We start from the raw sequence: 16,707 nt of genomic DNA, 5'->3' as shown, positions 1-16,707 counted from the left end.
TAATTCAAAGACTAATTCACAGTATTTACACGTTTTAAAAAAAGGTTAAAATAAGAATAACTATAGAGTTAGGAAGATAATATGACTTCAAAAAAAAGGCTTCTTATAAATATATATGACTTTTCATTTGCAATTCTCGCTTTAATTTCAATTTTTACGGTGCTGACTGGCTTTTTAACAAAAACTATATCGCTATCCGATCCGCGTGTAATCAAATTTTTAGATAGCATTCTAGCTATTTTTGCGCTTGATTATGCCTTACGATTTGGATTCGCAAAAAATAAAATCAATTTTCTTGTTCAAAATTCGTTTGATTTACTTGGTTTAGTACCTCTTCATCCTATATTTGCTATCTTCCGAATTGCCAGAGTTATTAGAATTATTCGCTCCCATCATTTACTATGGCGTTTGGGGCTCGATGGAAGATTTTCAAGCGAGGTACATCGTTTCATTTATGATACCGGATTCTTAAATTTGTTCACGGTCAGTATTGTAATCTTGGCTTTCAGTGCTTTAATGTATTCAATTGTTGAACGAATTCCCCTATCCTCAGCACTCTGGTGGGCAATTACTACCGCCACTACCGTTGGTTATGGTGATATATCGCCTAAAACCCCTATTGGAAAGATAATTGCAGCGTTCTTAATGTTTGGTGGTATTGGCTTTATTGGTTTATTAACAAGTACAATAACTGGATTCTTCACTTCAGCAACCAGTGATATCCAAGAAGCTGATATGAGTACATTGATTCGCAAAATCGATGATTTAAATGCAAAAGTAGATCGCCTTGAAAAACAAACAAGCGATAAACGAACACAACGAAAAAGGATGAAATAAAATAGAGAGTGAAACAAGCCGTTTTGCTTGTGAGGATTAACAGAAAAGGGAGATTATGACGGGTTTGGTCATGGTCTCCTTTTTAGGTTAACCGGAAGAAGCTGGCTTGCGCAACTCATTTCAGATAGAGAGTGAAACAAGCCGCTTTGCTTATGAGGGCTGCTAGCTCGTCAAGTTAAGCTGGTTTTGTATATAAAAGTCAAGATTCTCGTACACTACCCTCTAGCTAGAAAATAAAAACGCTGAAGATGAGTTTCATCCTTCGGCGTTTTAAATAAATATTAATTAATTTATCCTAGTTGCTGTATAAACTAGTGACGAATGCTTATATTCAGTATTACCTATTTTGATTCCATAAGGTGCCAATTTATAATCTTGCATCACAGTTATTGACATTGATTGGTCCTTAGAACTGGGATTCTCAACAATTATCTGATAATGTCCCCGTTGCAATGCCCCCTCATAATAGGCAAACTCACTTCCATTTTTTAACTTTATCTTTTTATTTGTATCAAGATTCACTAAATACAATTTAAACTTAGCCTTATAAGGTGTTAAAACAGAAAAGCGACTGCTATTATAATTAAGATTTACTTTCTGATTAACGCTACTATGTGCACTAATTATGGTTTTTTTGGCTCCATACTGTGAGGACAGCTGACTTCTTTGCGCCGCAACAATTAGTGTGGTGCTTTCCCCACTTTTGGTAGCTAAAAAGGTTCCAATCGTTCCAGCAAAAACTACTACACTACTGATTAATCCAATATTTAACCATTTATTTTTTACACTTTTAACTTGGGCAACCTCCATCAGGGGGGGCAACCTTAGTGAAGCAATCAATATCAACATTGGAATTATTACTTGCCCATACCTGTTTTCTGATTCCCATACCAGTGTATGAAAAGCTAAATATCCAAGTGCAAGAATCAAGGCTATTTCTGCTTTTATATTCAGTTTTTCCTTCATTTTTATTATTCGAAGGCTTTTAACTATGACAATTAAATATAATAAGATAAAGCCCGACTGCATTATAACTTTCCCAACCAAACTAAGTATCGGTGCAATTACTTGATAACCATGAGAAGCATTGATATATCCACCCGTGTAAGCTATTTGGATGCCACTAACATTCAAAAAAATACCCGCCTTTGTAACCCATCGCTGAATAACTTTCGCCACACCTAACCGTTCGATTCGCTTTGGTAAAGCCGTTTTTAGATAGGTTTTCCTTTGTTCGATGGAGTTCATTTTCATCATTGTTTCTACATCATTTCCGACATATTCGCCATTACCTTGAGGACTGTAACTCATCCACACCCAGTGTTCCATAGGCAATTGATATTTTGAATTTTGATGAAAATTTATCTGTTGCTCAATTAACTTAGAAGCTGGAAAAGCTATTCCAATCCCCAAAGTAATCAACACCAGCGGAACTGCTATTTTTTTTATGGACTCACGTAAATTTTTACTTATTCCACGTAATATCACAACCAATAAAATTGCTATTAGGACAAAAATCAAAGTTGGCTTTAACAATTGTCCAACGGCTATGATAATTGTTAACAATATTCCTTGAACAACCTTAAGTTGTGTCGAATAATTCTTCCACCCATATAAAATCACGAAAGTTATTAGAAGCGCCAACATACTAGGCAAATCAGAATAAAACACTTGCAAATAGTATGTATAAGCAAACGGACTAACTACAAAAAAACTTAGAAGGACTATTGGTCCAAAACTACTTTTACTAATTCTCTCGACAAATCTTATAGTTAACAATATAAAAGTATCCAAGAAAATTATTGAAAGCATATTAACTGATAAATTAGTCGAGATGTTGAACAAGTTAGTAAGTTCAATCCATTTAGAAAGTAGAAACGCAATCGAAACATTATTAGGATAGCGCCAGAAATAAGTTGAGTTACTCCAACTATGATTACCTATACTTAATGTTTCGGCTTGTGATAAGACCCTAAACGGATCATGAAACACTGTTGCAGGTAAAAATTTCAACACTAAGATTTGCACGACAAAAATAATTATCAATCCTACTATGATAATTTTTTTTAAATTTGGCTTCGATATATTTTCCAAAACTGGTTTTAATTTAATGCCAGTAATTAATAGTATCACCGCTAATGCCAAGATTGAGGTACTTACCAAAAATTTACCATCAGTACCTAAATTGCTAACGATTCCAATTATCATAAAAAGAATCAATATCGCCGGAAAGATATTTTCTATTTTAGCTGTCGGCCTCATCCGTTATCACCTTAAAACCTTTTCAACCGTATATCGTGGTCTACGTTTAACCTCAGTGGTTACTTTTCCTATGTATTCACCAACGATTCCTAAACTCATCATCTGGAATCCGCCTAATATCCAAATTGAAATCATTAGTGACGACCAGCCGTGAACAGTGGAACCTGATAGTTTTTCGACTACAGTGTAGATAAACATTCCTATTCCAAAAAGGCTAACCAAAGCACCTAGATACAATATCAAACGGACAGGCGCTATTGTGAGCGATGTAATCCCTTCCCAAGCAAATGACAACATCTTCTTTAAGGGATATTTAGATGTCCCAGCTGTACGTGCTGTTCGTTTGTAGTATACCCGTTCTGACTCAAATCCCAACATAGGTATAACGCCACGTAAAAATAGATTACGTTCTTTATACTCTAACAAGGCTTCAACAGCCGGCTTTGCCATTAATCTAAAATCCGCATGATTTATAATTAGTTGTACACCAATCATATTCAGTAGTTTATAGAAAAGCTGTGCTGAATTTCGTTTAAACCATGTATCAGTATCTCGATTGTTACGGACACCATATACGATTTGGTTACCTTTTTGATGTAATTCAACCATTTTCTTAATGGCATTAGGGTCATCTTGTAAATCTGCATCGATTGTTACCACAATATCAGCCGTTTCAATAGCTTGTCGCATGCCAGCCAATAAAGCATTTTGATGTCCAAAATTACGACTAAACTTAATTCCCTTAATCCGCGGATTATTACGATGTTCCTCTTCAATGATGTGCCATGTCTTATCCGTAGAACCATCGTCAACAATTAAAATATCTGACAGGTAGTCGATTGATAAATCATTAATTAGTTCTGCTTCTATATCATTTAATCTTTTTATACTGTCGTGTAGTACTTCTTCCTCATTGAATGCAGGAACAACTACGGTTAATTTCTCCATTTTTAAATTCCCCCGAAAACATTTATTTTAAACTTATTTCTTATACAATTAAACATAAAATCAAATATTCCTATATATCCGATTGATAAAAACAAGCTCGCAAGTACATCAGAAAAATAATGATCCTTTAAATAAACTCTTGATATTCCAACTAACGCCATCCATATGAATATTAAAATATAACTCAGAAATTTTTTCTTATTAGATTTCATTACTGGCAATAATAAAATCACTATAGCTAACCCCAGCAAGCTGGTGCTAAACATATGGCCACTTGGGAAACTAAAACCAGTATCGATAATAATTTGTCCTCCTGGTCTGGGACGCCTAACGATATTCTTTATCATATAAACCAACATATCCCCTGAAAATTGCAACAAAAATATTTTAAACGCTAACCATTTTTTATTTTCGAACCAAAGTAGTACACAAACAATAATTACTAAAGAAAACGTAATTTCCGGACTTCCAAAAAAAGAAACCACTGAGAAAAAAGATGTATTAGTAGATGTAATGAATCCTTTAAAAATTCTAAAGGCAACAAGATCATAAGAATTAATATTATTTCTATCTTGCATCACTGCCAACATCATTCCTATAAAGAGTCCAATTGAGATTATAGTTATGATTATCCATAGAGTATTCTTATAATTCAACTTATATGATTTTTCCATACTTTTTCCTCATTTATATTTTATCATTTTGATTTTACTGTTATTTTGAAAGTAAAAAAAGTAGTGATAAATAAACGTTAAATGAGATTTTATAATAATTAAATTATCCATATAAAAAATCAGGTAACAAGCGACTGGTATAAAATTCAGTTACTCATGCCTGATTTTCGCTAAAAACTGGCTTAGTGGTTATTTATCGTAATTAATAAAGCATTTAACTAATCTCATTAAAAATAATTACGAATGTAGTTCCATTTGTTCCACTCTGTTTTACATTCAATGTGATACGGTTTAACTCCGCCAATTTTTCAGAAATTGCAAGCCCTAAACCGGTACCAGGAATATTACCACGTACTTTTCCACCTCTATAAAACCTTTCAAAAATATGATCCTGATCCTTTTTTTCAATCCCACTTCCATGGTCTTGGACTTCCAAAACCACATGTGAGCCTTCTTTTTTTATAGTAACTAAGATATTCGAATTATCGGCCGAATATTTACTTGCATTTGAAAGTAAATTTTTTAAAATTTGATTTACATTGCCTTCATCTGCGGATACAAAAACATGATTGTCCAACTCGAGAAAAATCGTCTGAGAAATTTCCTTATTAAACTTACTCACAAATTCTTCAACTGATTTGGATAAATTATATTTTTTTATCTGAATAGCCTGATTTTCAGCACGAGCGTAAAGCAAAAGTTGGTCGACTAAAAATTGCATTTGGTAGGTTTCTTCGTCAATATAATTAATGGATTTACTAATAATTTCAGGATGTCCTTCTCCCCTACGCCTTATCAACTGTGCATGACTCCTAATGGTTGCAATGGGAGTCCTTAATTCGTGTGCAGCATTTAACATAAAAGTCTTTTCTTTTTGTGATTTTAAATCTAGTTGCTCTAATAGTTCATTAAAACTCTTTGTTAAGTTTGTCACTTCCGTGGGTTTTCCCGGAACCTCTAATCTTACTGCATGTTCGCTCTGATCCTGAGAAATATCCTGTATTTTATCAGTTAACCCAATCAGCGGAGCCATTAACCTTTTGACAATTATCCTAATATACATGGGACTGATCAACAAAATCAAGATAAGAACAATGAACGTCACTAAAATTATTCGTTCTAAAAGGTTAAGCTGACTTTCTAAATCGACCCATAATTCATAATCAATTCCCTTAGCATGTCCGGAACTATAGTATAAAAGTCCGAATTTCTTTGAATAAATCACACCTTTTACTAGTGGGATTTTTTTCGGCTTTGAAGCTAATAATTTGTATGTATTCGGCGAAAAATAGTTTTTAGTATGCGCATCCTTTCGAAAATTGTACACATGTACGTAGGTTGAAGACGTATCCAATGTGCTATTTTTTCGCCAATTTTGCCAATCATTGTCACCATCAATAACCGTTTTTTTTAAGCTATTAATAATTCTGTTCGAATTAATATTACTAGTTTCTAGTAACTCGTGCCCGATTGCGACAACTGTTAGCACACCCGATAACAACGTAATAACCACGACTAAAACAATCATGCTCCTCATTATGATTGTCGTGCTATCCGTTTGATTACTTCGTTTAAATTTTAACATTATTTCTCACTTTGAAATTTTATAGCCTCTACCTCGAACGGTGTGAATCAACGCATTTTCTCCAGGAATACGATCTATTTTATTTCTTAGATAACGAATGTAAACATCAACAACATTAGGTTGTCCAGTAAAGTCAATTCCCCAAACCGCATCCAATAATTCGTCCCTAGAAAGGATTTTACCAGATTGTTTTAATAACTCCGTGAGTAAATGAAATTCACGTTGTGTTAGTTGAATATCTTTTTCATTTCTAGTTACCTGCTGATTTTTCACATCAACCCTCAAATTGTCTAAAACTAATAAATCATTCCGCTCAGAATCCTGAAATTTACGTGATCTCCTCAAAACCACGTCCATTCTGGCTAACAGTTCTTCGATATCAAACGGTTTAGTAATATAATCATCCGCACCACCAGTTAACCCAGCTACTTTATCACCCACATAGTCTCTCGCAGTTAACATGATAATTGGTACGTCGCTTTCTCGCCTTATTCTTCTGAGTACACCAAGTCCGTCAAGCTCAGGTAGCATCCAATCTAAAATAATCAAGTCAATTTGAGCTTGATTATTTTTGAAACAATCTACCGCAGATATACCATCAAATGTGGTTAACACTTGATAGTCTTCAAATTGAAATTCTTCCCTCAAAGAATCAGCTAATGCTTTCTCATCTTCAACTAATAGTATCGTCTTCGTCATTTAAATCCTTCTTTATTGTGGAAACAAGATATAAGTTAAGAAGTGGTAAGCGTATTAACTATTTCAAAAATTAGATCTTGATACGTCGTTCATTCCTTTGAGCACACTTCACTTTTAAGCGAAAATGCTTGGCCTATTCTCGCACTCTACAGCAATTGTTTTTTTTATTGTTCATCCAAATTTATTATACCTCTTCCGTATTAAGTAAAAAATGGAAACTATTCCAGCAATTATCCAACCAAATAAAGCCACTGCGGTACCTACTAACGTTAATTTATTAGGAACGTATGATATTTGTAGTCTATTTAAGCCCTTTTGGCTTTTAAGTAGTAAAGAACCAATTGCCGTCTGTTTAAGATGATTATGCTTTAAAACTTTGCCATTAAATTTAATTTGAGTATTTTTATATGCTACAACAGGTACGTCTTGGGTTTTAGCTTTTGAGTCATTCCAGGTTAACTCCATGACCCCGTCTTTTTTAACTGTATGCTTAAATTTATTTTTAGGCTTAATAACATAATTAACATACAGTTGATAGTAATCAATCTTATTTGAATATTTCTGAATCGGAGTGTAATCAGGTGTTACTCGGTCAACTGCATGAATTAATTTTCCAGTATTTGCACTATGAAAAGCTGGTTGTAGTTCAATAATTTTACTGATTTTTTTACCATCAAGTTTATGCGCGAACACGTTTACTTTCTCCGTTGCTAATCCGCTTGCCAAACCCGCACTATTACTTCTACTTTGCGAATTCCAGTCGTTAATTGTAACCATAAGTGAGGTAACAGAAGCAATTGTGAAAACAGTTAGCATAAAATCGACTATTGTAAAAGAAACTTTGTGCATACTGCTTTCTACCAAATCTCTTAAAATTAAGACCGCTCCTAAAACCAAAAAAAGTAGCCCAACAATGATAAATCTCCGTGGCAACTGTAAAAAATTACCTAACGCTGGGACGCTTGTTTCAACAGCGCTCCATGGTATTAAACTGGTTCCTAAAACCATGTATACCATACCTATAATCGATACTAATTTTGAGAAATTCCCTAATCGGCTCCAAAACAAGATCAAACCCGCAAAACTCATAAAGAAAAGTATGCTTATCACAACGTTGCTGAGGGGGGCGGCATCATAAAAGGGAACCAAAATATTAGTGACACCTTCCATTAATGGGAAGTTTGCTGGTGGTAAGATTGTATTCCCCTTAATAAGTTCTACATACGGTAACACTACGTTTAGGTTTAAAACCACCGCCATCACAACCGCTGCACTTAAGAATCCCACCCCTCGCCATTTATGAGTCGATTTAATCAATCCAATCACAAAAAAAGGAACCAAAATAGGTAAAATCAGTGTAACTGCCAAAATTTGTGCCTGTGTAATTAAACTTATAGCAATGCTTAGGAAGAACATTGATTTCCAAGTCCAATCACCCCGATAGAGGTCTAAAATTGGTCCTACCAGAAGTGGAATGAACATTGCAGCCACGCCACGCCAACTTGTACTATAGATAAAATTAAAGATTGAGAATGAAGACATATACATAATGGCAACTATTAATGATGTCTTTGCTGTTAATTCTAATCGTCGAGCTCCATAGTATGTAAAAATTCCTGCTAAAAGGCATACTACGATAATTGAAATCACTTGAAATCTAAACCAGTTACCTACAAGTAATAAAATCCCACCAAAAAAATATGTTAAAAGTGGACTATAAACCTGATTAACTACTCTTCCTGACTGCTGAAAAGAATACAAGTTAATAAAACTAAAGTTATTATGTCTAATCTGCTGTGCGGCCTCATAGATACGATTATAGTGAAAGTATGTATCACCAAAAGCCATTCCCGTATTATTAAAGTAAATTGGTAATACAATTAAAATCGCAACTAAAAATAATACCCAGATTGGATGTATTTTATTTTTAAATATCATTAGTTACTCCCTTACTGATTAGCCGAATCAAATACAGCATCCGTTGATACTAGATTATAAATCTATGTAATGGAAAACATGCTTCTTTAAATAAATTCGCACGTTTTCATTATTTTCTTCAAAAAAATTACCTATGTTTTCTCAATATAACCACTCCAAAACCAAGAATCGTGCATAGCCAACTAAATGTAGCTACCGCAATTCCCACTTTGATTCCTGTAGATGGTTGATAGCTCACATCCACTTTATTAATACCTTTTTTCCCGTGAATTTTAATTGTGCCAATTGAGGAGGTTTTATAATCTTCCTTATTGAGGATTTGTCCATTCAATCTTACCTGAGAATTTTTATAAGCAACGACCGGCACATTAATCTTCTGTCTATGTTGCTCTTCCCATTTCAACTGAATAGTTCCTCCAGCTTTTACCGAATGTTCAAATTTATTTTTAGGTAACACTACTCTCTTCTTATAAATCGCGTAATAGTTCGTACTCGATGAGTAATGTTTAATCGGTGTATAGTCAGGCGTAATACGGTCTACAGCATGAATTAGAGCACCATAATTTTTGGTATGAAAAGTTGGTTGAAGCTCAGCAATTTTAGTAATCTTTTTCCCATGATATGTTCTTGGATATATATAATTATGATTTGTCGACAAACCTGCAGCCAGCCCAACGCTTGGATTATTAGCTGTCTTAACCCAGTCAGTTACAGTTACTGTTAATGAAACTACCGAAGCAACAGCAAACATGGTAAATACAAAGTTACTTACATCAGCCATACTGGATAATTCATCTTTACCAACTAGATCCTTAACGATTAATCCAGTTCCAAGCATCAGGAAGGAAATCCCAGTTATTGTAAATCTACGCGGAATTTGTAAAAAATTCCCTAAAGCAGGGAAATCCACATTAAGAGCTTGCCACGGAATTATACTTGTTCCTAAAATGATATACACGATCGCCACTATACTAATAACTTTAGTCAAGCCAGAGACCCTTTTCCAAAAAAAGATTAAGCCAGCAAAATCAAGGTAAAAAACAAAGCTCAAGATTGTATCACTCAGTGGAATTGATTTCCCGGTAAAAGGAATTACCAAATTAGTTACTCCACTCTCTAAAGGAGTAGCCACAGGCGGAAGCAAATGATTCCCCCTTACGAGTTCTAAATACGGCATAATGAAGTTAAGACTTAAGACTAGAGCAATAGCAATACCAATCAAAGTGAACTCCAAGCTTCTTAACTTGTGCTGTGATTTCAGTAATCCCATCACAAAAAAAGGAACTAAAATTGGTATTGCCAAAGCAGCTGCCAAGATTTGTGCTTGAGCGATTAATGCCACCGCAACACCTAAGACTGACATAGATTTTAGGGACCAATCTCCCTTATAGAAATCTATAATAGGTCCTACAAGTAATGGAACAAACGCCATGGCAATAGCGCGCCAGTTAGCACTGTATATAAAGCTATAGATTGAAAGTGATGTCATATAAACTACAGCAATTGAAACTGAAGTCTTAAAGTTAAGATTTAACCGTTTAGCTGCAAAATAAGATGTCTCACCTGATAACAGAGTAACTAGAACGATTGAAACTACTTGGAACCGGAACCAGTTTCCACATAATAACAATAGTCCCCCAAATAAATATGTAATTAATGGACTGTAAACTTGATTAACAACCCTTCCTGCCTCTTGAAACGAGTATAGGTTTAAGAAACTAAAATTATGGTTTTTAATTTGCATAGCTGCTTCATAAATTCGATTGTAGTGAAAGTAGCTATCAACCCCCATAATTCCTATTTTATTAAAAAAAATAGGTGATACCACCACGAGAGCAACAATAAACAAAACACCAAATGCTCGTGTATTTTTACTGATTTTCATCTATTAATCCCCCTGTATTGAAGCCATAAATAACCTTCTGTTTTTCTAAATTCAGAAAAACGCAATTAATTCATTTTAACACGATTATATTAGTGGCGATATCTGCGTTATGTTTCCTTAATAAACTGTTTTTTGGCCTAATTAAAGGTCAATGTATAGAAAAAACTCCAACCACAAAAACATGTGGTTGGAGCTCTTGAAAGTTTAAAAATCTATTTGAATGACTGTGCCATACCCTTCTCATGCACTTGATGTGTCACCGGGTGAAGTAATGCACTTGGATTCTCAATTGACTTAGTAATAGAATGCCCAGAAATATTGACCATCGCAAAAAATGCAAACAGTAGTACAGCAACCCATACTGAAATTTTAGTAGTTAAAGTCATCTTCTCTGGTAAGATCTGATGATAAAGTGTCCGACTAACCATTTTTTCCGCTTCACGTCGATCCATATGGTCTTCTTCAACTTTATTATCAACCAAGGACTGTTCATAAGCATTAATATCAAACTCTAACTGCGCTTTCTTCTTGTCCTGTTGATATTCTTTGCGTTCTTTAGCAGTTTTCTTCTTAAAATCAGCAGAAAACTTACGATAATGATTAATAACTTCCTTAGCATCACCAATTTCACGGAGATCACCAAAGTGCATCCATGCAACGCGATCACAAATCATTTCAACTTGTTTGAGGGAATGACTAACAAATAAAATCGTCTTTCCTTGTTTTTTGAAATCCATAATCTTATCCACACACTTTTGGTAGAAAGTATCATCTCCAACAGATAAGGCCTCATCAATAATCATGATATCTGGGTTAATATGAACCGCAATTGCAAATCCCAACCTAGATCGCATACCTGTTGAATAATCCTTTACCGGTTGATTAATAAAGTCGCCAATATCAGCAAAATCAATAATTTGATCTTTAACATCATCAATTTCGCTAAGACTAAGCCCCTGCATTAATCCTTTCAAACGAATATTTTCCATTCCAGTTAAATTACGCTTAAATCCCGCACCAATAGCGATAATTGAAGTGTCTCCTTTAACATCAACTGTCCCGGTCGTTTGTGGAATAATACCGGAAATAATATTAGAAATCGTTGATTTTCCAGAGCCATTAACACCAATGATTCCTACTGTTTCACCCGCGTTAATCTTTAAACTGACACCCTTTAACGACCAGAAGTGTGGAACTTCAACTTTTCCAATATTAAAGAAATTTTTTAATCGATCATTTTTTGTCTTGTATAAATCATATTCTTTAGTTACATTCTCGACCTTAATTTTATAACTAGTATCCATCACTGTTCTCCTTTAGATTAAGTCCACAAAATTAGAACGGAATTTGTTGTGTAGATATGTTCCAACTGCCATGAAGATAAATACAAATAACCAGAAAGTAATGGTTAAATTAATATTCGGTTGCTGCCATATCCATCCACGCGAAAGTAACGATTCACGCATACCGTTGATAATGTAATAAAATGGATTAACCTCCAGTATACGTACCAACACTGGTGGAAAGTTAGAACCAACAAAATTAAACAGTACCCCACTCATGTAGAAGAGCATTCTTAAAATTGACTGTAACGTAATATGCCAATCACGAATTAGAATACTTACGGTTGAGTTAAAAATACCAAGTGCATACATAAACACCATCATACAAAGGAAATAATAAATAAATTGTAGCCAAGAAATTGATGGCCAAATTCGATTAGTGAACATCAAAAATACTGCAAATGCCATCATTGTCCAGAAACTATATAGATTTCCAGCAATTTTAATTGATGGAAGAACACTAACTGGAAACTTCATCTTTGAAACTAAACCAACCTGTTGATAAACACTTTTAGAGGCATCTAAGGTCGTTTTATTCATATATAACCAAGGTGCAATTCCTGTAACCATCCAGGGAAGATATGGTATGCCTGGCATTGGATCGCCACGTCTTAACGCAACTCCAAAAACTAAATAGTAGATACCAATTTGAATTAAGGGATTCAAAAATTCCCAAGCCAACCCTAGATAATGGCTTTGATATGTTGCTCGGTCATCGTATCTAGCCATTCTACGGATAATTTTAAAATTAGCGAATTGTTCACCAATTGTTTTGAACATAGTATTCATTGGATGCTAACTCCTTAAAATAATTTCTCTTTACTTGTTATCACAATGCAGTACAGTATAATCTTTGCGTGTTCAATCGTCAACGGACTAAACTAATTTTCATAAAGCATCTAATATTTTTAATTTTAAGTCCTCTGTTTTCAAAAATTTGTTACTTTTCTTCTTTTACCAAATAAACAGGACGTGATTTAACTTCGAGGTAAATTTCGGCAATGTATCTCCCAACAATTCCTAAACTTAATAACTGAAGTCCACTAAAAAACAGAATAATGACAGCCATCGAGGACCAACCAAATGCCGATGCATGTGGTGCTACAATCGCCCTAACCAAAACAATTATTGCACCAAGTATTGATAGACCAAACGATGTGGCACCCAATCCCGTTACAAAAGTTAGGGGTGTTGTAGAAAAATCCACAAAACCTTCAATCGCATATTTAAGCAGTCCCCCAAAAGACCACGAAGTTGATCCGGCAACTCGTTCGCGATTTTCAAATGATAAATAATATGTATTAAAGCCAACCCAGTTAAACAACCCTTTACTGAACCGCTGACGTTCTGGCATTTTTAAAATACTTTTCACCATTTGTCGGGTCATCACTCTAAAATCACGAGCACCATCAACTAAGTTTAAGTTAGTCATTTTATTAATTAGTCTATAAAACATCCTAGCAAAGAACGATCGGATTTTGCTTTCACCTTCACGATCTTTTCTTCGCGTTGCAACCGCGTCATATCCGTCCTCTTCAACTAACCGAATCATTTTAGGTAATAGTTCAGGTGGATCTTGCAAATCTACGTCCATCACAGCAACTAGATCACCTTTGGCACGTTCTAGCCCCGCAAGTAACCCCGCCTCTTTCCCAAAGTTACGTGAGAAGCTGACATAATGAACTGTATTGTCTTTATTGTTCAACCGCCTAATCTCTTCCAAGGTATTATCTTTTGATCCATCATCGATGAACCATAGTTCTGTTTCATAGTTTATTTTTTCCGTAACTTTTTGAAATTCGTTATAGAAAATATTAACTGTCTCTTCTTCGTTGTAAACTGGCACAACCACAGATAATTTTTTCAATTTTACACCCCATAATTTTCATTATTCCTATTGTATCGTTTAATTTTAAATTAATTCACAATATTGACATGGAAAAACACTGTCATTTATTTTACTATAACTCTTGAAACATTTTACTGTTTGCCACAAATTAGTTTTAATGTTTAACTATTATAGTATGTCATCAAATTAAGGAGTTCCCCATGCTTTTAAAACTTTTCAATAAATATAAATCTATGATTTCCTATCTTTTTTGGGGCGGAATCACAACCCTTGTTAACATCGTTGTCTTCATTGTGTTAATTCGATATGCCAACATGCCAATCCAAGTATCGAACGTTATTGCCTGGGTCGCTTCTGTTTCGGTCGCATATATTTCAAATAAACTCTGGGTATTTAATTCAAAAACTGAAACGATTGGCGAATTACTTTCAGAGGCTTTTCGTTTCTTCTCCGTCAGAGCTATTACTTTAATATTTGATATTATTATCGTTTGGATTGGTATCAGTCTGTTACATTGGAATGATGTTATTGTAAAAATTATTGATAACGTCTTTATTATTATCTCAAACTACTTCTTTAGTAAATGGTTAGTTTTCCATTCATCAAGTAATTTTAAAAAAAATAAATAATTTGCCTTAAATCCATCATCCATGCAAAGCATTTTACAATTGCTCTAACAGTTCCTCTTCATTCATAACTTGTATACCAAGTTCATTAGCCCTTTCCAACTTGCTACCTGCCTCGCTACCGGCAATTAGTAGGTTGGTTTTTTTTGAAACCGATCCTGTTACATTTGCTCCCAAATTAGTTAGTTGTTCTTTTAAATCATTTCGTTTGAAGTGCTCTAAAGTACCAGTGATAACAACTCGCTTGCCATTGAAAAAATTATTCTCATCTGGAACAGTTGCTTGGCCTAAAAAGGTCATATTAACACCAACAGCCTTTAATTCTTCGATCATTTCTTTGGCACCCGCACTATTAAAGAATGTTACCAAATTGCGCGCTAATATTTCACCTACTGTATCTACTGCATCAAACTCCTCAACACTGGCAGACATTAGATTATCCATGGTTTTGAATTCTTCTGCTAAGGTTCTTGCCATCTTGGTACCAACACCCTGAATTCCAAGACCGTTTACCAAACGTTCTAATGAATTTTTGCGACTATTATTAATTGCATCCAATAAATTATTAACTCGTTTTTCCTTGAATCCATCTAATTGTTCCAATTCATTTGGAGTTAATTTATATAAATCATCAAAATGCTGGATAAATTGCTTAGCAAAAAGTTGTTGAATTTGTTTAGGGCCCAATCCCATGATATTCATAGCATTACGAGAACCAAAATGTTCCAATCGCGCAACTATTTGAGCGGGGCAATCGGGGTTAATACACCTTAATGCAACCTCACCGTTCAAATGAACTAACTTTTGTCCACAAGATGGACAAGTTTCTGGAACGCTTAATTCTGCAATGTTTTCAGGTCGCTTTTCGATAACCACCTTAGTTATCTCTGGAATAATATCGCCTGCCTTGTGCAGCAAAACCGTGTCTCCAATTCGAACATCCTTGGCACGCATTTGGTCAACGTTATTAAGCGTTGCACGACTAACCGTAGTACCTGCAAGCTGTACTGGATCCATCACAGCAGTTGGTGTAACAACACCAGTTCTCCCAACTGTCCATTCAATGTCTCTAACGACAGTTGCTTCCTCTTCAGGTGGAAACTTATACGCAATTTCCCATCTAGGAACCTTAATAGTGTGTCCCAGTTTCGCTTGTAAACTTAGATCATTCACCTTTAGAACAATCCCATCAATGCCATATGGTAACTCGTCTCGCACTTTTTGATACTTTGCAATATATTCCCAAACTTCATCAAGGTTATGACAAATCTGTTGCGTCGGATTAGTGTGGAATCCAAGCTCTTCCATCGTCTGGATTGCTTCATGTTGCGTTGTTGGATTAAAGTTTTCCACTGCCATCAGAGTGTAAATAAAAGTATCTAACTTACGACTTTTTGTAATTGACGTATCCAACTGACGTAAGCTTCCAGCCGCGGCATTTCGCGGATTAGCAAATACTTCTTTGCCTGCCTCCAGTTGTTTGACATTCAACTTAGCAAACGCTTCCTTAGGCATATAACACTCTCCGCGTACTTCCAATGAAACTGGTCTAGTCAGGGTTCGTGGAATTGAAGTAATTGTCCGTAAATTTTTAGTGATGTCCTCACCAATATTTCCATCCCCTCTGGTTGACCCTTGAACCAATTCACCATTCTCATAAATTAGTGAGATAGCAAGCCCATCAATTTTAAGTTCGACGTTATAATCAACAGCATGTCCAATATTTTTTTGAATTCGATTGTCAAACTCTGTCAGTTCTTCTCGCGAAAAAACGTCTCCCATTGAAAGCATCGGTTCCTCATGAGTAACCTTTGAAAATCCTTCTAAAACCTTACCACCAACACGCTGTGTAATCGAATCCGGTGTTATAATGCTTGGAAAAGCTTGCTCTAACTCTAATAAATCATTGTATTTTTCATCATATACATAATCTTCAACGTCTGGTGCATCCTTGGTGTAGTATTGGTCACTCCATTTATCCAAGGTTGACCGTAGCTGAACTGCAAGGTCATTTGCCTCATTTTCTGTCAACTGATCAATTTCTTTTGGAATTGCCATATT

Annotated in this window: 13 protein-coding genes; 2 read left to right on the top strand and 11 right to left on the bottom strand. The window is 34.9% G+C overall.

Annotated elements, in window-relative coordinates; all coding sequences use genetic code 11:
- Nucleotides 1-81: 81 nt before the first annotated feature.
- Nucleotides 82-837: a potassium channel family protein gene (locus PECL_RS02055; RefSeq protein ID WP_014214939.1), complete on the top strand. Its 756-nt coding sequence runs from the start codon at nt 82-84 to the stop codon at nt 835-837.
- A 285-nt stretch (nt 838-1,122) separates the two neighbouring features.
- Here PECL_RS02055 and PECL_RS02050 read toward each other — a convergent pair whose 3' ends face one another.
- The 10 genes from PECL_RS02050 to PECL_RS02005 all read right to left on the bottom strand — a co-directional run bounded on the left by PECL_RS02050 (nt 1,123) and on the right by PECL_RS02005 (nt 14,038).
- Nucleotides 1,123-3,099 carry a glycosyltransferase family protein gene (locus tag PECL_RS02050; protein ID WP_014214938.1) on the bottom strand — a complete coding sequence of 659 codons (1,977 nt, stop codon included), beginning with the start codon at nt 3,097-3,099 and terminating at the stop codon, nt 1,123-1,125.
- 6 nt (nt 3,100-3,105) lie between these two features.
- A complete protein-coding gene (locus PECL_RS02045) occupies nt 3,106-4,047 on the bottom strand; it encodes a glycosyltransferase family 2 protein (RefSeq protein ID WP_014214937.1) in 942 nt (313 codons plus the stop codon).
- Nucleotides 4,048-4,049: 2 nt separating this feature from the next.
- Nucleotides 4,050-4,721, bottom strand: a complete 672-nt coding sequence (locus PECL_RS02040; RefSeq protein WP_014214936.1) for a phosphatase PAP2 family protein — start codon at nt 4,719-4,721, stop codon at nt 4,050-4,052.
- Nucleotides 4,722-4,935: 214 nt separating this feature from the next.
- On the bottom strand, nt 4,936-6,306 hold the full coding sequence (locus tag PECL_RS02035) for a sensor histidine kinase (protein WP_041534558.1): 1,371 nt from the start codon (nt 6,304-6,306) through the stop codon (nt 4,936-4,938).
- Between the two features lie 6 nt (nt 6,307-6,312).
- On the bottom strand, nt 6,313-7,005 hold the full coding sequence (locus PECL_RS02030; protein ID WP_014214934.1) for a response regulator transcription factor: 693 nt from the start codon (nt 7,003-7,005) through the stop codon (nt 6,313-6,315).
- 171 nt (nt 7,006-7,176) lie between these two features.
- A complete protein-coding gene (locus PECL_RS02025; RefSeq protein WP_014214933.1) occupies nt 7,177-8,943 on the bottom strand; it encodes a hypothetical protein in 1,767 nt (588 codons plus the stop codon).
- Nucleotides 8,944-9,070: 127 nt separating this feature from the next.
- Nucleotides 9,071-10,828, bottom strand: a complete 1,758-nt coding sequence (locus tag PECL_RS02020) for a hypothetical protein (protein WP_014214932.1) — start codon at nt 10,826-10,828, stop codon at nt 9,071-9,073.
- 212 nt (nt 10,829-11,040) lie between these two features.
- Complete coding sequence (locus PECL_RS02015; RefSeq protein ID WP_014214931.1) at nt 11,041-12,132, bottom strand: ABC transporter ATP-binding protein; 1,092 nt, start codon at nt 12,130-12,132, stop codon at nt 11,041-11,043.
- Nucleotides 12,133-12,144: 12 nt separating this feature from the next.
- Complete coding sequence (locus PECL_RS02010; protein WP_014214930.1) at nt 12,145-12,960, bottom strand: ABC transporter permease; 816 nt, start codon at nt 12,958-12,960, stop codon at nt 12,145-12,147.
- A gap of 151 nt (nt 12,961-13,111) precedes the next feature.
- Nucleotides 13,112-14,038: a glycosyltransferase family 2 protein gene (locus PECL_RS02005; RefSeq protein ID WP_014214929.1), complete on the bottom strand. Its 927-nt coding sequence runs from the start codon at nt 14,036-14,038 to the stop codon at nt 13,112-13,114.
- A gap of 182 nt (nt 14,039-14,220) precedes the next feature.
- Here PECL_RS02005 and PECL_RS02000 point away from each other — a divergent pair, with 182 nt between their 5' ends.
- Nucleotides 14,221-14,649, top strand: a complete 429-nt coding sequence (locus PECL_RS02000; RefSeq protein WP_014214928.1) for a GtrA family protein — start codon at nt 14,221-14,223, stop codon at nt 14,647-14,649.
- A gap of 33 nt (nt 14,650-14,682) precedes the next feature.
- Here PECL_RS02000 and ligA read toward each other — a convergent pair whose 3' ends face one another.
- A complete protein-coding gene (gene ligA / locus PECL_RS01995; protein WP_014214927.1) occupies nt 14,683-16,704 on the bottom strand; it encodes an NAD-dependent DNA ligase LigA in 2,022 nt (673 codons plus the stop codon).
- Between the last annotated feature and the right edge of the window lie 3 nt (nt 16,705-16,707).

Source organism: Pediococcus claussenii ATCC BAA-344 (assembly GCF_000237995.1).
Classification (GTDB): Bacteria; Bacillota; Bacilli; order Lactobacillales; family Lactobacillaceae; genus Pediococcus; species Pediococcus claussenii.
This window is presented reverse-complemented; position numbering and strand designations above follow the sequence as displayed.

Bases quoted from the DNA above. Each gene is read 5' to 3' on its own strand.
- PECL_RS02055 (WP_014214939.1), top strand. From the start codon at position 82: ATGACTTCAAAAAAAAGGCTTCTTATAAATATATATGACTTTTCATTT.
- PECL_RS02050 (WP_014214938.1), bottom strand. From the start codon at position 3,099: ATGAGGCCGACAGCTAAAATAGAAAATATCTTTCCGGCGATATTGATT.
- PECL_RS02045 (WP_014214937.1), bottom strand. From the start codon at position 4,047: ATGGAGAAATTAACCGTAGTTGTTCCTGCATTCAATGAGGAAGAAGTA.
- PECL_RS02040 (WP_014214936.1), bottom strand. From the start codon at position 4,721: ATGGAAAAATCATATAAGTTGAATTATAAGAATACTCTATGGATAATC.
- PECL_RS02035 (WP_041534558.1), bottom strand. From the start codon at position 6,306: ATGTTAAAATTTAAACGAAGTAATCAAACGGATAGCACGACAATCATA.
- PECL_RS02030 (WP_014214934.1), bottom strand. From the start codon at position 7,005: ATGACGAAGACGATACTATTAGTTGAAGATGAGAAAGCATTAGCTGAT.
- PECL_RS02025 (WP_014214933.1), bottom strand. From the start codon at position 8,943: ATGATATTTAAAAATAAAATACATCCAATCTGGGTATTATTTTTAGTT.
- PECL_RS02020 (WP_014214932.1), bottom strand. From the start codon at position 10,828: ATGAAAATCAGTAAAAATACACGAGCATTTGGTGTTTTGTTTATTGTT.
- PECL_RS02015 (WP_014214931.1), bottom strand. From the start codon at position 12,132: ATGGATACTAGTTATAAAATTAAGGTCGAGAATGTAACTAAAGAATAT.
- PECL_RS02010 (WP_014214930.1), bottom strand. From the start codon at position 12,960: ATGAATACTATGTTCAAAACAATTGGTGAACAATTCGCTAATTTTAAA.
- PECL_RS02000 (WP_014214928.1), top strand. From the start codon at position 14,221: ATGCTTTTAAAACTTTTCAATAAATATAAATCTATGATTTCCTATCTT.
- ligA (WP_014214927.1), bottom strand. From the start codon at position 16,704: ATGGCAATTCCAAAAGAAATTGATCAGTTGACAGAAAATGAGGCAAAT.